Here is a 14,773-nt window from a genome sequence, read left to right as displayed (position 1 = left end):
GGCGGCCGGCCGCCCCCACCACCCACGAGGAGCACGCAAGTGAGCAACGGCACCACCGACGACGTCCGGCTCTGGGGCGGCCGTTTCGCCGACGGCCCGGCCGAAGCGCTGGCCAGGCTGTCCGCCTCGGTCCACTTCGACTGGCGGCTCGCCTCCTACGACATCGCCGGATCCCGCGCCCACGCCCGCGTGCTCCACACGGCCGGCCTGCTGACGGCCGACGAGCTGGAGCGGATGCTCGACGGCCTCGACCGGCTGGAGAAGGATGTCGTCGCCGGCACCTTCACCGGCACCGTCGCCGACGAGGACGTGCACACCGCGCTGGAGCGGGGCCTGCTGGAGCGGCTCGGCCCGGACCTCGGCGGCAAGCTGCGCGCCGGGCGGTCCCGCAACGACCAGGTCGCCACGCTCTTCCGGATGTACCTGCGCGACCACGCCCGGATCATCGGGGGGCTCCTCACCGAGCTGCAGGAGGCGCTCGTGGGCCTCGCCGAGGCCCACGCCGACGTCGCCATGCCGGGGCGGACGCACCTGCAGCACGCCCAGCCGGTCCTGTTCGCCCACCACGTGCTCGCCCACGTCCAGTCGCTCTCGCGGGACGCCGAGCGGCTGCGGCAGTGGGACGAGCGCACGGCGGTCTCGCCCTACGGGTCGGGGGCCCTGGCCGGGTCCTCCCTCGGGCTCGACCCGGAGGCGGTCGCGGCCGACCTCGGCTTCGAGCGCGGCTCGGCGGGCAACTCCATCGACGGCACGGCCTCGCGCGACTTCGTCGCCGAGTTCGCCTTCATCACGGCGATGATCGGCATCGACCTGTCGCGGATCGCCGAGGAGGTCATCATCTGGAACACGAAGGAGTTCTCCTTCGTGACCCTCCACGACGCCTTCTCCACCGGCTCGTCGATCATGCCGCAGAAGAAGAACCCGGACATCGCCGAGCTCGCGCGCGGCAAGTCCGGGCGGCTCATCGGCAACCTCACCGGCCTGCTCGCCACCCTCAAGGCCCTGCCGCTCGCCTACAACCGGGACCTGCAGGAGGACAAGGAGCCCGTCTTCGACTCCTGCGACCAGCTGGAGGTCCTCCTGCCGGCCTTCACCGGGATGATGGCCACCCTCACGGTCAACCGCGCCCGGATGGAGGAGCTGGCCCCCGCCGGATTCTCCCTGGCCACCGACATCGCCGAGTGGCTCGTCAAGCAGGGCGTGCCGTTCCGTGTGGCGCACGAGGTGGCGGGGGAGTGCGTCAAGGAGTGCGAGGCGCGCGGCATCGAACTGGACGGCCTGACCGACGAGCAGTTCGCCGCCATCTCACCGCATCTGACGCCCGAGGTCCGGTCGGTCCTGAGCGTGCCCGGTGCGCTCGCCTCGCGCAGCGGGCGGGGCGGCACCGCGCCGTCCGCGGTCGCGGTCCAGCTCGGCGAGGTCAAGGCGGACCTGGCGGTCCAGCGCGGGTGGGCGGACGCCAAGCGCGGCTGAGACGGCTGCGCCTTCCTTGGGATGGCCACGTCTCCTGTGAGACGGCCACGCCTTCCGCGAGACGATCACAACCCGGATGAGACGTTTATGTCTCATCCGGGTTATCGTCGTCTCATGAGTGTTGACCGAGACCATGTGCTGAGGGAGGCCGCCGCCCTGCTCACCCGCAGGGCGACCGCCTCCATGGACGAGATCGCCAAGGCCGCCGGGATCGGTCGCGCCACCCTCCACCGCCACTTCGCGGGGCGCGACGCGCTCGTCCGCGCCCTGGAGGAACTGGGCATCCAGCAGTTCGGGCAGGCCCTGGACGCGGCCCGGATCGAGGAGGGCGACGCGGCCGGCGCCGTGCGCCGCCTGATCGACGAGGCCGAGCCCGTCGCCGGCATGCTCGCCTTCCTCTTCACCGAGAACCAGCTCTACGAGAACGGCACCAACGAGGGCTGGAACCGCCTCGACGCCCGCGTCCAGGAGCTCTTCCGCCGCGGGCAGGAGGAGGGCGCCTTCCGGGTCGAGCTCACACCCGCCTGGCTCACCGAGGCCCTCTACGGACTGATCGGCACCGGTGCCTGGGCCGTCCAGGACCGGCGCGTGGCCGCCAAGGACATGCCCCGGATGGTCGCCGAGCTGCTGCTCGGCGGCGCCGAGCGGAAGCCGGACGCCGAGCGGAGGATGAAACGGTGACCGGAACCGCCGGCGGCCCGCAGACCCTCGCGGCCCCCGCCGAGACTCCCCGCCCCGGGCGCTGGCTCGCCCTCGCCGTCCTCGCCCTGGCCGTGCTCCTCGTCGCCGTCGACGCCACCGTCCTCGGCCTGGCCACACCCTTCCTCAGCGAGGACCTGCAGCCGTCGGGCACCCAGCTGCTGTGGATCGGCGACGTCTACTCGTTCGTCATCGCAGGCCTCCTGGTCTCCATGGGCAGCCTCGGCGACCGCATCGGCCGCAAGAAGCTCCTGCTGTGCGGCGCGGTGGCGTTCGGCGCGGTGTCGGTGCTGAACGCCTACGCCAATACGCCCGAGATGATGATCGCCGCCCGGGCCCTGCTGGGCGTCGCGGGCGCGACGCTGATGCCGTCCACGCTGGCGCTCATCCGCAACATCTTCCACGACCCCAAGGAACGCAGCCTGGCCATCGGCATCTGGGGTGCCATGGCCTCCGCGGGCGCCGCCGTCGGGCCCGTGGTGGGCGGCTTCCTGCTGGGGCACTTCTGGTGGGGCTCCGTCTTCCTGATCAACCTGCCGGTGATGGCCGTGCTGGTGCTCGTCGGCGCCAAGCTGCTGCCCGAGTCGCGCGATCCCTCGCCCGGCCCGTGGGACCTGCTCAGCGTGGTGCTGTCGATGACCGGCGTCATCGCCGTCGTCTACGCGATCAAGGAGGGGGCGACGCACGGCCTGCGCTGGGAGGTCGCCGTGGCGGCGGCCGTGGGCGTGGCGGCGCTGGTGTGGTTCGTCCGCCGGCAGCTCACGCTGCCCTCGCCGCTGCTGAACATGCGGCTGTTCCACCACAGGGGCTTCTCGGGCGCGGTGCTGGCCGACCTGCTGACCGTCCTCGGCCTGTCCGGCATGGTCTTCTTCCTGTCGCAGTTCCTCCAGCTCGTCCAGGGGCGCAGCCCGCTGGAGGCGGGCCTGGCCGAGCTGCCGGCCGCGATCGGCGCGGTCACCGCGGGCCTGCTCGCGGGACGGGCCGCGCGGAGATTCTCGGTGCGCTCGGTGGTGGCCGGCGGGCTCGCGGCCATCGGCATCGCCCTCGCGGTGCTCGTCTGGCTGCAGTCCGGTACCGCTTACCCGGTGCTCGGCGCGACGCTGCTGGTCGTGGGGGTCGGAGCGGGTTTCTCCTTCACCGTCACGGCCGACGTGATCCTCTCCAGCGTGCCCAAGGAGCAGGCGGGTGCCGCCTCGGCGGTCTCGGAGACGGCCTACGAGCTCGGCGCCGCGCTCGGCATCGCGCTGCTCGGCTCGATCGTCACCGGCGTCTACCGGGACTTCGCCGTCCCCGCGGGCGTGCCGGAGACGACCGCCGCGCAGGCTCACGAGTCCCTCGGCGGCGCCGTGGAAGCGACCTCCGCGCTGCCGGCCGACCAGGCCACGGGCCTGCTCACCTCCGCGCAGGAAGCCTTCGTCGACGGGCTGCGGATCGCCTCGGGCGTCGGTGCGGTGGTGCTGCTGGCCACGGCCGTGGCGGCGTGGTTCCTGCTGCGCGGGCAGAAGCTGGAGGAGGGGTACGGCGGCTGAACCGTTGCACGGGTACGGCAAACGGAACCGTGCTCACCGGTTTGAGCCGGGTACGGCTCACATGAGCAAAGCGCACGACGGGCCGGGGCGGCAAGCCCCGGCCCGTGTGACATACGCCGGAAACAATTCCTCTTGACGCAATACTGACGTGCGGGCAACGATCACGACCACTGGTCGACATTGTCGAACATGGTTCGGTTCCGACGGTGGTCCCCCGCCGTCCCGTTGCCAAAGGAAAACCCCCCTCATGCGCCTCCGCAGAACGGTCGGACTGCTGCTCGCCGCCGTGGCCACCGCGGCTCTGGGCCTCACGGGCCCGGGTGCGTCCCCGGCCTCCGCCTCCGTCCTCGACATCCCGCCGCGCGGGGCCAACGACTGGTCCTGCAAGCCGGATTCGGCCCACCCCGAGCCCGTCGTGCTGGTCAACGGCACCTTCAAGGTCATGGGCGAGAACTGGTCGGCCCTCTCGCCGAAGCTGAAGGAGGCGGGCTACTGCGTCTTCGCCTTCAACTACGGCAAGCTGGAGACCGCCCCGGTCCCGCAGTCGGCCGAGGAGCTGCGCGACTTCGTGGAGAGTGTGCGTCGCGCCACGGGCGCGAAGAAGGTCGACCTCGTCGGCCACAGTCAGGGCGGCATGATGCCGCGCTACTACGTGAAGTTCCTGGGCGGCGCGGTCAACGTCGACGACCTCGTCGGCATCGTCCCGTCCAACCACGGCACGAAGAACCCTCTGGCCGTCCCGGCCGGCTGGACGTTCTGCCCGTCCTGCGCCGACCAGCGCTGGGGCTCGGACTTCATGCAGAAGCTCAACGCGGGCGAGGAGGCGCCGGCCGGCCCCGACTACACCGTCGTCACCACGCGCTACGACGAGGTCGTCATCCCCTACACCAGCGCCCTGCTGGCCGGCCCGGCCGAGCGCGTCACGAACGTCGTGCTGCAGGACAAGTGCAAGCTGGACCTCTTCATGCACGACCAGGCCACCAAGGACCCGGTCGTCGCCCAGTGGGTCCTCAACGCGCTGGGGCGCAAGGGTCCGGCCGACCCGGCCTTCCAGCCCCAGTGCATAGGCCAGGGCTAGCCGCCGTCAGGTGACGTGGCGTCAGGCCGCCTTCGAGGCCCTGGCCTTGGTTGCGTAGACGTCCACGTACTCCTGGCCGGACAGGCTCATGACCTCGCTCATCACCTCGTCGGTGACGGCACGCAGGATGTAGCGGTCGCGGTCCATGCCCTCGTAGCGGGAGAAGTCCAGCGGCTCGCCGAAGCGCACCGTCACCGGGGCGAGGTGCAGCATGCCCTTGCCGCCCGGCTGGACCTTGTCCATGCCGATCATCGCGAACGGCACCACCGGCGCGCCCGTCATCAGCGCGAGGCGGGCGATGCCGGTGCGGCCGCGGTAGAGGCGGCCGTCGGGGGAGCGGGTGCCCTCGGGGTAGATGCCGAAGACCTTGCCCTCGTCGAGGATGCGGCGGCCGGTCATCAGCGCCGCGACGCCGCCGCGGCCGCCGTCGCGGTCCACCGGGATCATGCCGGAGCTGCGGAAGAACCAGGCCATGACCCGGCCCTTGACCCCCTTGCCCGTGACGTACTCGTCCTTGCCGATGAAGAAGACCTGCCGCTTGACCACCAGCGCGAGGAACAGCGAGTCGACGAACGTCACGTGGCTGCCCGCCAGGATGACCGGCCCGCTGCCGGGGATACGCTCCGTGCCCTCCACCTTGGGGCGGTACAGGACGCGCATGAGCAATCCGAGGAACGCCTTGAGCAAGATGCGGGACAACGGAGGCCCTCCGGTCGTGATGGTCGGTGCGGCGCACGTCTGCGCAGGGGAGTGACCATACTCGCCGGTATGGGCCTTGCGCACCCCGGGTAGGGGGACGCGATACGGAGTGTTGACAGGAGTTTGCACGCCGTTTGACCTTCGTCTTCACAGACGGAAGTCGTACGTGTTTACGATCTGCGCGTCCGACGGGTGCCGGAACGGCGCCGGGACGCGCAAGCAAGGAGCGTTCATGGATCAGGAGCAGCGGCCGGGCAGGCGCACCCTTCTGGGGGCCGCAGCGGCCCTCGGCGCGGGAGCGGTCGTCCTCGGCGGCGGAGCGGGCACGGCCTCGGCCGCGCAGCGCGGGCAGGCCGCGGAGCGCGCCCACGGCGGCGGCGCGGGCGGTTCGTACAAGGACCTGCCCAAGCCGACCGTCGTCGGCCACCGCGGCGGCAGCGGCTACCGCCCCGAGCACACCCTCGGCTCCTACCAGTTCGCCCTCGACAACGGCGCGGACGTCATCGAGCAGGACCTCGTCCCCACCAAGGACGGGCACCTCGTGTGCCGTCACGAGAACGACATCACCGGTACCACCGACGTCGCCTCCCGCCCGGAGTTCGCCTCCCGCAAGACGACGAAGACCGTCGACGGCGAGGCCCACACCGGCTGGTTCACCGAGGACTTCACGCTCGCCGAGCTGAAGACGCTGCGCGCCAAGGAGCGCATCCCCGGCACCCGGCAGCACAACACCCTCTACGACGGCGTCTGGCAGGTGCCCACCTTCGAAGAGGTCCTGAAGTGGGCCGACGAGCAGGGCCGCAAGCGCGGCCGCCGCATCTGGCTGCACATCGAGACCAAGCACCCCACCTACTTCCGCAAGGCCGGCCTCGGCCTGGAGGAGCGGCTCGCCAAGCTGCTGCGCCGCTACAACCGCTCGGGCCGCAACGCCCACACCTTCCTGCAGTCCTTCGAGCCGAGCAGCCTCCAGCGGCTGAACCGGCTGGGCGTCGACTGCCCCAAGGTCCTCCTGCTGGACGACCTCACGACGCAGCCCTGGGACTTCGTCGAGGCCAAGGACCCGCGCACGGTCGCCGACCTGATCACGCCCAAGGGCCTGAAGTGGGTCTCCGGCTTCGCCCAGGGCATCGGCCCGTGGCTGAACCTGATCATCCCGCGGGACAAGAACGACAAGCTGACCAAGCCCACCACGCTGGTGCGCGACGCGCACGCCGCCGGGCTGATCCTGCACCCGTACACCATGCGCAACGAGAACAGCTTCCTGCCGGCGGACTTCCGGCGGGGCACCGACCCCAACGGGTACGGCGACGCGCTCGCGGCGTTCAAGACGTACTTCGCGACCGGGATCGACGGCATCTTCTCGGACAACTGCGACACCGCGGCGATCGCGCGGGACGCGTTTCTGAAGGGGTAACCCGCAAGGGTGATCGTCCGGCGGCCCGGAACCGCCGGAGCCGGGTCTCACGTCACGCCTCGCATGACGCAGAGCGATCTCCTGACCCGGCTGAGCCCCCTGCTCAAAGCGGAGTGCGCCGCCGAGGCGGCCGCCGTCGCCGGGACCGACGCCGCCGACCTCGAACAGGGCGTCTGGGTGCGGCTGCTCAGTGACAGCCGCACCATCGTCTCGGCGGCCCGGCTGCGGGCGACCGTCCGGGCCGAGGCCCGCGCCGCGCGCCGCCGCGCCCGGCGCGAGGTGCTCTACGACCCCACCCACTCCGAGCCGCCGGGCGGCCACGACGCGGGCGTCGAACAGCAGGTGCTCGCCGCCGAAGAGGGCCGGGCGCTGCGCGCCGCGGTGCGCCGGCTGCCCGGCCGGTGCCCCCGGCTGCTGGCCGCCCTCCTCTCCCGGAAGGACCCGACCTACCGAGAAATCGCAGGCGAGTTGGGAATGTCACAAGGATCTTTGGGGCCGGTACGTTCCCGTTGCCTGGGATGCCTGCGCAGAATGCTGACGGCGGAGGTTGCCGCTCCTGAACCCTGGGGAAAGGAGCGGTAGACAACCGGCGCCACCGGAGGCGACGTGCACCCACGACGGCTCCTGTCAGGGCGGACCGAACCGAAAAGGGGAGGCGTGGGCACATGGGCATGAGCGTGACCATCTCTGCGGCGACCGATCTCGACGCCGAACAGATCCTCAAACTCCAGTACCTCTGCTATCAGGGCGAGGCGGAGCTCTACGGCGACTACTCCATCGCACCGCTCACCCAGACCCTCGCCGAGCTGCGCGCCGAACTGGGCGCCGGCTGCGTCCTGGTGGCCCGGCTCGGCGACGAGGTCGTGGGCTCGGTGCGCGGCACGGCCGGCCCCGGGGGCACGGCGGTGATCTCCGGGATGATCGTCCATCCCCGGATGCAGCGGCACGGCCTGGGCGGGCGGCTGCTCGCCGCGGTCGAGGCCCGGCTGGCGGCGGAGGGGGCCACCCGCTACCGCCTGGCCACCGGCCACCGCAACGAGGGCAACCTGCGGCTGTACCGCAAGTGGGGGTACGTCCAGGTGGCCAGCGAGCAGGTCACGCGCAAGCTCACGCTGGTGACGATGGAGAAGGAACCCCGGGACCGGGGCGCGGAGTCCGCGCCGGGCGCCGCCGGGGCGGCGCTCGCGGCGAGCCGCTAGCCGGCCTGGGGCTGTGCCGCCCGGCGCAGCCACACCATCGCGGTGACGGGCAGGATCACCGGGATGAAGAGGTAGCCCATGCCGTAGTCCGACCAGACCGTGGCGTCGGGGAAGGCGGACGGTTCGGCGAGCGTCCACGTCCCGACGACGAGGACGCCGGCCAGCTCGGCGGCGCAGCACACGAGCGCCGCCCGGCGGGCCGCGGGCCCGCCGCGGACCAGGGAGTACGTGATGAAGGCGTACACCACGGCGGCGATCGCCGACAGGACGTAGGCCAGCGGGGCGCGGCCGAAGTCCAGGATCATCTGGACGATCGAGCGGGAGGCCGCGGCGACGGTGAAGACGCCGTAGAGCCACACCAGCAGCCGGCCGGGCCCCTCGCCGAGGTTGAAGCCCGGCTTGGCGGGGGTGGTCGGTTCGGTCACGGTCAGCCTCCCCAGATGTCGTAGAGCCGCACTTCGAGCACGGCCAGGATCACGGCGCCCGCCGCCACGGTGGCCGAACCCCAGCGGGTGCGCTCCGCGAGCGACATGAAGCCCGCGGCGGGCACGGCCGCCGCCGAGCCGATCAGGTAGGCCAGGAAGATGGCGGTGCCCTGCTCGGGCTCGTCGCCTCCGGCCAGCCGCACCACGCCGATCACGAGCTGGGCGACCGCCAGGACGGTCACCACGGCCATGCCGATGAAGTGCCAGTCCTTGGTGGACTGGTCGCGGGAGAAGGCGATGCCGCACCAGGCGGCCAGCGCGAGGGCGGTCAGTCCGACCGCGAGCGTCAGCGCGCCGATCACCGTGGCCACCGGGCTGCGGGCGCGTGCGGAGGGGGCTGGACAAGCATGGGACGACTTTAATGGCCTGCCCGGAATGCGCCGCGCCCGGCCCCGCACCGGGCCCCGTCGGCCCGTGGCCTTGACCACAGGGCGCATCCCGGCGCCCCGGCCGGGGAGCGCGGGGGCAGGGTCCGCAGCCCACGTCCCCGCAGGTCAAGGGGTGGTCGTGGATGGCTTGAAGATCGCTTACGGGGAGCGGGACGTGTCCACGAACCGGCCATGTGCGTCCGCTATTCGGACAGCCTTGGCCGACTCGCACATCCGTCTGTTTTACTTTCCCGCATGACCACGACGAGCAGCCGCACCTGTGCGACCGAGGCGATGACGACGCCCGGCGCTGCTCGTTGCATGTGTCGAATGTGTGACCGCTGAGGGCCCCCGTTCCGTGCCTCGCGCCCCGAAGCGAGACCCGTAGAGCCCGCGTCCCGCGTCCCACCCGGACCGGACCGGAAAAGCTCCGCCCCGCGTCACCAGGACTCCCCGAAGCCGCGACCCTCGTTCGCGCCCGCCGGGGCACCTAGGCCGCGCTCCGCAATGAATGCCCGTGCCCGGCGCCCTCACCGCCGCGCACTCGACAGTGACGGAAACCCTGTGATCACCACTACGGGCCTGACAAAGGTCTACCGCTCACGCGGCCGCGAGGTCACCGCCCTCGACGGCGTCGACCTCCACGTGCGGGAGGGCGAGGTGTACGGCGTCGTCGGTCAGAGCGGCGCCGGCAAGTCGACCCTCATCCGCTGCGTCAACCTCCTGGAGCGCCCAAGCGCAGGCACGGTCACGGTCGCGGGCCAGGACCTCACCGCCCTCGCCGGGCGCGGCAACCGCGCCGGAGCCGAGCTGCGCAAGGCGCGCAGCCGCATCGGCATGGTCTTCCAGCACTTCAACCTGCTGTCCTCGCGGACCGTGCAGTCCAACATCGAGCTGCCGCTGGAGATCCTCGGCGTCTCCGGCAAGGAGCGCGAGCGCAAGGCCCTCGAGCTCCTCGACCTCGTCGGCCTCGCCGACAAGGCCAAGGCCTACCCCGGCCAGCTCTCCGGCGGCCAGAAGCAGCGCGTCGGCATCGCCCGCGCCCTGGCCGGCGACCCCAAGGTGCTGCTCTCCGACGAGTCGACCTCCGCGCTCGACCCGGAGACCACCCGCTCCATCCTGCAGCTGCTGCGCGACCTCAACCAGCAGCTCGGCCTGACCGTCCTCCTCATCACCCACGAGATGGAGGTCGTCAAGACCATCTGCGACTCCGCGGCCCTGATGAAGGGCGGGCGCGTGGTGGAGTCCGGCACCGTCTCCGAGCTCCTCGCCACCCCCGGCTCGGAGCTCGCGGCCGAGCTCTTCCCGGTCGGCGGCGAGCCGTCCGGCCCGGACCGCACCGTCGTGGACGTCACCTTCCACGGCGACGCCGCGACCCAGCCGGTCATCTCCCAGCTCTCCCGTACGTACAACATCGACATCTCGATCCTGGGCGCCGCGATGGACACCGTCTGCGGCAAGCAGGTCGGCCGGATGCGCATCGAACTGCCCGGCCGCTTCGAGGAGAACGTCGTCCCGATCGGCTTCCTGCGCGAGCAGGGCCTGCAGGTCGAGGTCGCCGATGTGCGGGACGCCCACGACGCGGCCCCGGCCGACGCGCTCCTGAAGGATGGTGCCAAGTGACCTGGACCGAGATGCAGCCCCTGCTGCACAACGCGTGTCTGGACACCCTCTTCATGGTGTGGTGGTCCACCGTCTACACCGTCCTCGGCGGACTGCCGCTGGGCATCCTGCTGGTCCTCACCGACCGCGGCGGCCTCCTGCAGAACGTCGTGGTCAACAAGGCCGTCGGGGTGGTCGTCAACCTCGCCCGCTCGCTGCCCTTCATCGTCCTCATGGTGTGGCTGATCCCCTTCAGCCGCTTCGTGGTCGGCACCTCCATCGGGCCTAGCGCGGCCGTGGTGGCCCTGGCCATCGGCGCGATCCCCTTCTTCGCCCGGCTGGTGGAGACCGCGCTCCGCGAGGTCGACCACGGCCTCGTCGAAGCCGTCCAGTCCATGGGCGGCGGCACCTGGACCGTGATCTTCAAGGTGCTGCTCCCGCAGGCCCTGCCCTCGGTCATCGCGGGCCTGACCACGACCGTCATCGCCCTCATCGGCTACTCCGCGATGGCCGGTGCGGTCGGCGGCGGCGGCCTCGGAAACCTGGCCATCGTCTACGGCTACCAGCGCTCCGAGACCGGCCTGATGAACATCACCATCGTGCTGCTCATCGTCATCGTCACCGTCGTCCAGCTCGCCGGAGACCTCTCCGTACGCGCCCTCGCCCGGCGCGGCGGGCGGCAGGCGGCCCCCGTGGGCCTGCGCCGGCTGTGGGCCCCCGCCCGCGTGGCGGCCAAGCCCGTGGCGACCGTCCCGGCTCAGGCCGAGGCGCCGGAGGCATCCAAGGCCTCCTGACCGAAAAAGACTTCCTGATCGGAGCTGATCAGGCCTGGCACGAGGGGCATTTCGCCCCTCACCGCAGATCCACGAGCCCGGACCCTTTGCCGGGCGGCAACACCTCGTGAACCCAGGAAAACCAGAAAGAGGGGCACTCTTCGTGCGTACCACCGTCAAGCTCACCGCCGCCGTCGCGGCCGCCGCCGCACTCACCCTCGGCCTGAGCGCGTGCAGCGCTCCGTCCGACACCTCCTCCTCCGGCAGCTCGAAGAAGGGCAAGGACGCCGACCCGGCCGCCAAGCTCGTCGTCGCCGCCAGCCCGACCCCGCACGGCGACATCCTCAACTTCGTCCGCGACAACCTCGCGGAGAAGGCCGGCCTGAAGCTGGAGGTGAAGGAGTTCAACGACTACGTGCTCCCGAACACCGCCACGCAGAACGGCGAGGTCGACGCCAACTTCTTCCAGCACAAGCCGTACCTCGACGACTTCAACAAGAAGCAGAAGACCGACATCGTCCCGGTCGTCAACGTCGAGATCGAGCCGCTCGGCCTGTACTCCGAAAAGGTAAAGAAGGCCGGCGACCTCGGCAGCGGCGCGACCATCGCCGTGCCCAACGACGCCACCAACGAGGGCCGCGCCCTGAAGCTGCTGGCCGACAACGGCGTCATCGTCCTGAAGGACGGCGTCGGCTCCGAGGCCAAGCTCTCGGACATCAAGGACGCCAAGGGCGTGAAGTTCACCGAGCTCGAGGCCGCCCAGATCCCCTCCCGCCTCGCCGACGTCGACGCCGCCGTCATCAACGGCAACTTCGCCATCGGCCACAAGCTCAACCCGGCCAAGGACGCCATCGCCCTGGAGAAGGCCGACGGCAACCCCTACGCCAACTTCCTCGCCGTGAAGAAGGGCAACGAGTCCGACCCGCGCGTCCAGAAGCTCGCGGGGCTCCTGAACTCCGACGAGGTGAAGAAGTTCATCGAGCAGAAGTTCAGCAACGGTGCCGTCCTCCCCGCCTTCGGCGCGGTGAAGGGCTGACCCCGCCTGTCGCTTCCGTAACCACAGCCGCCCCTGTGGCCCCAGGCCCCGCGCACCCGTCGGCGTGCGCGGGGCCGACGCGCTTGGCGCACGCACGCATCGATGCTGCATGCTGGTGCACTCAAGCCCGGAGCGCCCCCGTCCCGAGCCCACTTCCCCGGCGTTGGAGCAGCACATGACATCCACCTTCCCGGACATCTCCATCAGTACGGACCGGCTGGTGCTGCGCCCGTTCGAAGCCGAGGACGTGCCCGCGCTCGCGGAGATGATGAGCGACGAACTCGTCACCGCCTGGACCTCGGTGCCCCACCCCTACACCACCGCCCACGCCCGTGACTGGGCCCTGCACGAGGCCCCGGCGGAGCGCACCGAAGGGCGCGGAATCGTCTTTGCGGTCACCGAGTTCCTCACCCACCGCCTCGTCGGCTGCGTCCACCTCCACCACACCGACTGGCGGGCCCTCTCCGCCGAGGTCGGCTACGTCGTCGCCCCCTGGGCCCGCGGCGAGGGCTACGCCTGCGAATCCGTGCTCGCCGTCGCCGAGTGGCTCTTCCGCGACCAGAAGTTCGAGCGCCTGGAGCTGCGCACCGCCGCCGACAACACGGCCTCCCAGCAGGTCGCCCAGAAGGTCGGCTGCATCAGCGAGGGCGTGCTGCGCAACGCCTGGATAGGACGCGGCCGCACCGAGGACGGCGGCTGGACCGAGCTCCGCACCGACCTCATCATCTGGAGCCTCCTCCCCGAGGACCTCGACGAAATGCGCGAGCAGCCCGCGGGGGACCCCGGCTACGCTGCGGCCTTCCACGACTGGTCCTGACACCGGCCGGTCCCGGAGCGGCTCCGGCGCGGCCCGGGCGGCCCGGTCACCGCATCCGGACCCGGGAAGGTCCGGACCAATAGGGGGTACGCTCGCCCTGCCCCGCCCCCCGCCGCCACACTTTCCGCCGACAGACCCGCCCCGCAGACGCGCCGACAAGCCCAGGAGAATGACGACGATGGCCGACCGGGTCACGGTGATCGGGTGGGACGGCTCACCACTCACGGACGCGGCCCGCTCCGCCCTGGCCGCCGCCACCCTCGTAGCCGGCGCCGCCCACCACCTCGACCTGCCCGAAGTCCCGCCCGCCGCCGAGCGCATCCGCCTCGGCAGCGTCGACCTCGCCGCCCGCCGTATCGCCGGCCACCGCGGCTCCGCCGTCGTCCTCGCCGACGGCGACCCCGGCTTCTTCGGCGTCGTCCGCACCCTGCGCGCCCCCCAGCACGGCCTCGAGGTCGAGGTCGTGCCCGCCGTCTCCTCCGTCGCCACCGCCTTCGCCCGCGCCGGCATGCCCTGGGACGACGCCCAGATCGTCGTCGCCCACAGCCGCGACCTGCGCCGCGCCGTCAACGTCTGCCGCGCCCACACCAAGGTCGCCGTCCTCACCTCGCCCGGCGCCGGCCCCGCCGAACTCGCCCTCCTCCTCGGCGACGTCCACCGCACCTTCGTCATCTGCGAGGAGCTCGGCACCGAGCGCGAACAGGTCACCGTCCTCACCTCCGACAAGGCCCCCGACCACTACTGGCGCGACCCCAACGTCGTCATCGTCATCGGCGGCGCCGGCGCCGCGCCCGCCACCGTCCCCGGCTGGGGAGCGACCCGGCCCCGCGCCGGCGGCGGCTGGATCGCGGGCCGCGACCCCGGCTACCCCCCGGCCGTCCGCGGCTGGGCCCTGCCCGCCGACGCCTACGGCAGCGACCTCGGCGAGGGCGAGGCCACCGAACTGCGCGCCGCCCAACTGGCCCGCCTCGGCCCCCGCGTCGGCGACCTCGTCTGGGACATCGGCTCCGGCAGCGGCGCCGCCGCCGTCGAGGCCGCCCGCTTCGGCGCCGCCGTCATCGCCGTCGACCGCGACGCCGACGCCTGCGCCCGCACCACCGCCGTCGCCCGCCGCTACGGCGTCCAGCTCCAGGTCGTCCACGGCGCCGCCCCCCAGGTCCTGGAGGACCTCCCCGAACCCGACGTCGTCCGCGTCGGCGGCGGAGGCGCCCCCGTCGTCGCCGCCTGCGCCGCCCGCCGACCCGAGCGCATCGTCGCCCACGCCGCCACCCGCGACGAGGCCGAGGCCGTCGGCCGCGCCCTCGCCGAAGGCGGCTACGCCGTCGAATGCACCCTGCTCCAGGCCGTGGAGCTCGACCCCGCCGCCTGGGCCGAGCGCGAACGGTCCGTCGCCTTCCTGCTGAGCGGACGCCGCACCCACCTGTGACCCCGCCCCGCCGGGCGGAGGGTAGGCTGGCGGATCGTTGTACCGCCCCTCGGTGTCCGACACCACAGTCGTCAATGTCCCGAACGCACCCTCCTTTTGGCGGGGGCACGGCAAGGTAGGGGCGGGCGACGTACAACGTGCCGCGAGGCACGGACGCTCGTTCTTGACTATGGGC

15 protein-coding genes are annotated in these 14,773 nt (G+C 71.8%); 12 read left to right on the top strand and 3 right to left on the bottom strand.

The window, feature by feature from the left end; translation table 11 throughout:
* Nucleotides 1-39: 39 nt before the first annotated feature.
* From argH to FGW37_RS06250, 4 genes are all read left to right on the top strand, one after another.
* Entirely contained in the window at nt 40-1,473 is a 1,434-nt protein-coding gene (gene argH, locus FGW37_RS06265) for an argininosuccinate lyase (protein ID WP_179080147.1), read from the top strand.
* A gap of 114 nt (nt 1,474-1,587) precedes the next feature.
* The gene (locus tag FGW37_RS06260; RefSeq protein WP_179080146.1) at nt 1,588-2,154 is read left to right on the top strand and encodes a TetR/AcrR family transcriptional regulator; all 567 of its coding nucleotides are present in this window, start codon (nt 1,588-1,590) and stop codon (nt 2,152-2,154) included.
* Entirely contained in the window at nt 2,151-3,701 is a 1,551-nt protein-coding gene (locus FGW37_RS06255) for an MFS transporter (protein ID WP_179080145.1), read from the top strand. The genes FGW37_RS06260 and FGW37_RS06255 overlap by 4 nt, the downstream gene beginning before the upstream one ends.
* A 247-nt stretch (nt 3,702-3,948) precedes the next feature.
* Complete coding sequence (locus tag FGW37_RS06250) at nt 3,949-4,779, top strand: alpha/beta fold hydrolase (RefSeq protein ID WP_179080144.1); 831 nt, start codon at nt 3,949-3,951, stop codon at nt 4,777-4,779.
* A 21-nt stretch (nt 4,780-4,800) separates the two neighbouring features.
* Here FGW37_RS06250 and FGW37_RS06245 read toward each other — a convergent pair whose 3' ends face one another.
* Nucleotides 4,801-5,478, bottom strand: coding sequence for a lysophospholipid acyltransferase family protein (locus tag FGW37_RS06245; RefSeq protein ID WP_179080143.1), 678 nt, complete (start codon nt 5,476-5,478; stop codon nt 4,801-4,803).
* A 232-nt stretch (nt 5,479-5,710) separates the two neighbouring features.
* On the opposite strand from FGW37_RS06245, the gene FGW37_RS06240 reads away from it, so the two are divergent.
* The 3 genes from FGW37_RS06240 to FGW37_RS06230 all read left to right on the top strand — a co-directional run bounded on the left by FGW37_RS06240 (nt 5,711) and on the right by FGW37_RS06230 (nt 8,091).
* Nucleotides 5,711-6,892 (top strand): glycerophosphodiester phosphodiesterase, encoded by a 1,182-nt coding sequence (locus tag FGW37_RS06240; RefSeq protein ID WP_179080142.1) that lies wholly within the window; start codon nt 5,711-5,713, stop codon nt 6,890-6,892.
* A 63-nt stretch (nt 6,893-6,955) separates the two neighbouring features.
* Nucleotides 6,956-7,474, top strand: a complete 519-nt coding sequence (locus FGW37_RS06235) for a sigma-70 RNA polymerase sigma factor region 4 domain-containing protein (RefSeq protein ID WP_058045229.1) — start codon at nt 6,956-6,958, stop codon at nt 7,472-7,474.
* Nucleotides 7,475-7,557: 83 nt separating this feature from the next.
* Nucleotides 7,558-8,091, top strand: coding sequence for a GNAT family N-acetyltransferase (locus tag FGW37_RS06230; protein ID WP_179080141.1), 534 nt, complete (start codon nt 7,558-7,560; stop codon nt 8,089-8,091).
* Here FGW37_RS06230 and FGW37_RS06225 read toward each other — a convergent pair.
* The gene (locus FGW37_RS06225) at nt 8,088-8,516 is read right to left on the bottom strand and encodes a hypothetical protein (protein ID WP_382049857.1); all 429 of its coding nucleotides are present in this window, start codon (nt 8,514-8,516) and stop codon (nt 8,088-8,090) included. The genes FGW37_RS06230 and FGW37_RS06225 overlap by 4 nt on opposite strands.
* A 2-nt stretch (nt 8,517-8,518) precedes the next feature.
* The gene (locus FGW37_RS06220) at nt 8,519-8,878 is read right to left on the bottom strand and encodes a hypothetical protein (protein WP_179080140.1); all 360 of its coding nucleotides are present in this window, start codon (nt 8,876-8,878) and stop codon (nt 8,519-8,521) included.
* A 630-nt stretch (nt 8,879-9,508) separates the two neighbouring features.
* Here FGW37_RS06220 and FGW37_RS06215 point away from each other — a divergent pair.
* The 5 genes from FGW37_RS06215 (at nt 9,509) to cbiE (ending at nt 14,598) form a co-directional block, all read left to right on the top strand.
* Entirely contained in the window at nt 9,509-10,567 is a 1,059-nt protein-coding gene (locus FGW37_RS06215; RefSeq protein ID WP_179080139.1) for a methionine ABC transporter ATP-binding protein, read from the top strand.
* Entirely contained in the window at nt 10,564-11,340 is a 777-nt protein-coding gene (locus FGW37_RS06210; protein WP_246430292.1) for a methionine ABC transporter permease, read from the top strand. Before FGW37_RS06215 ends, FGW37_RS06210 begins: the two co-directional genes overlap by 4 nt.
* 142 nt (nt 11,341-11,482) lie before the next feature.
* On the top strand, nt 11,483-12,355 hold the full coding sequence (locus FGW37_RS06205) for a MetQ/NlpA family ABC transporter substrate-binding protein (RefSeq protein WP_179080138.1): 873 nt from the start codon (nt 11,483-11,485) through the stop codon (nt 12,353-12,355).
* Between the two features lie 175 nt (nt 12,356-12,530).
* Nucleotides 12,531-13,172, top strand: a complete 642-nt coding sequence (locus tag FGW37_RS06200; RefSeq protein ID WP_179080137.1) for a GNAT family N-acetyltransferase — start codon at nt 12,531-12,533, stop codon at nt 13,170-13,172.
* Nucleotides 13,173-13,350: 178 nt separating this feature from the next.
* A complete protein-coding gene (gene cbiE, locus FGW37_RS06195; protein ID WP_179080136.1) occupies nt 13,351-14,598 on the top strand; it encodes a precorrin-6y C5,15-methyltransferase (decarboxylating) subunit CbiE in 1,248 nt (415 codons plus the stop codon).
* Nucleotides 14,599-14,773 lie beyond the last annotated feature (175 nt).

The sequence above is a fragment of the Streptomyces rectiverticillatus genome (assembly GCF_013394065.1).
In the GTDB taxonomy this organism is placed as follows: domain Bacteria; phylum Actinomycetota; class Actinomycetes; order Streptomycetales; family Streptomycetaceae; genus Streptomyces; species Streptomyces rectiverticillatus.
The sequence above is the reverse complement of the archived record's forward strand: the minus strand, read 5'-3'. Positions and strand labels throughout refer to the sequence as shown.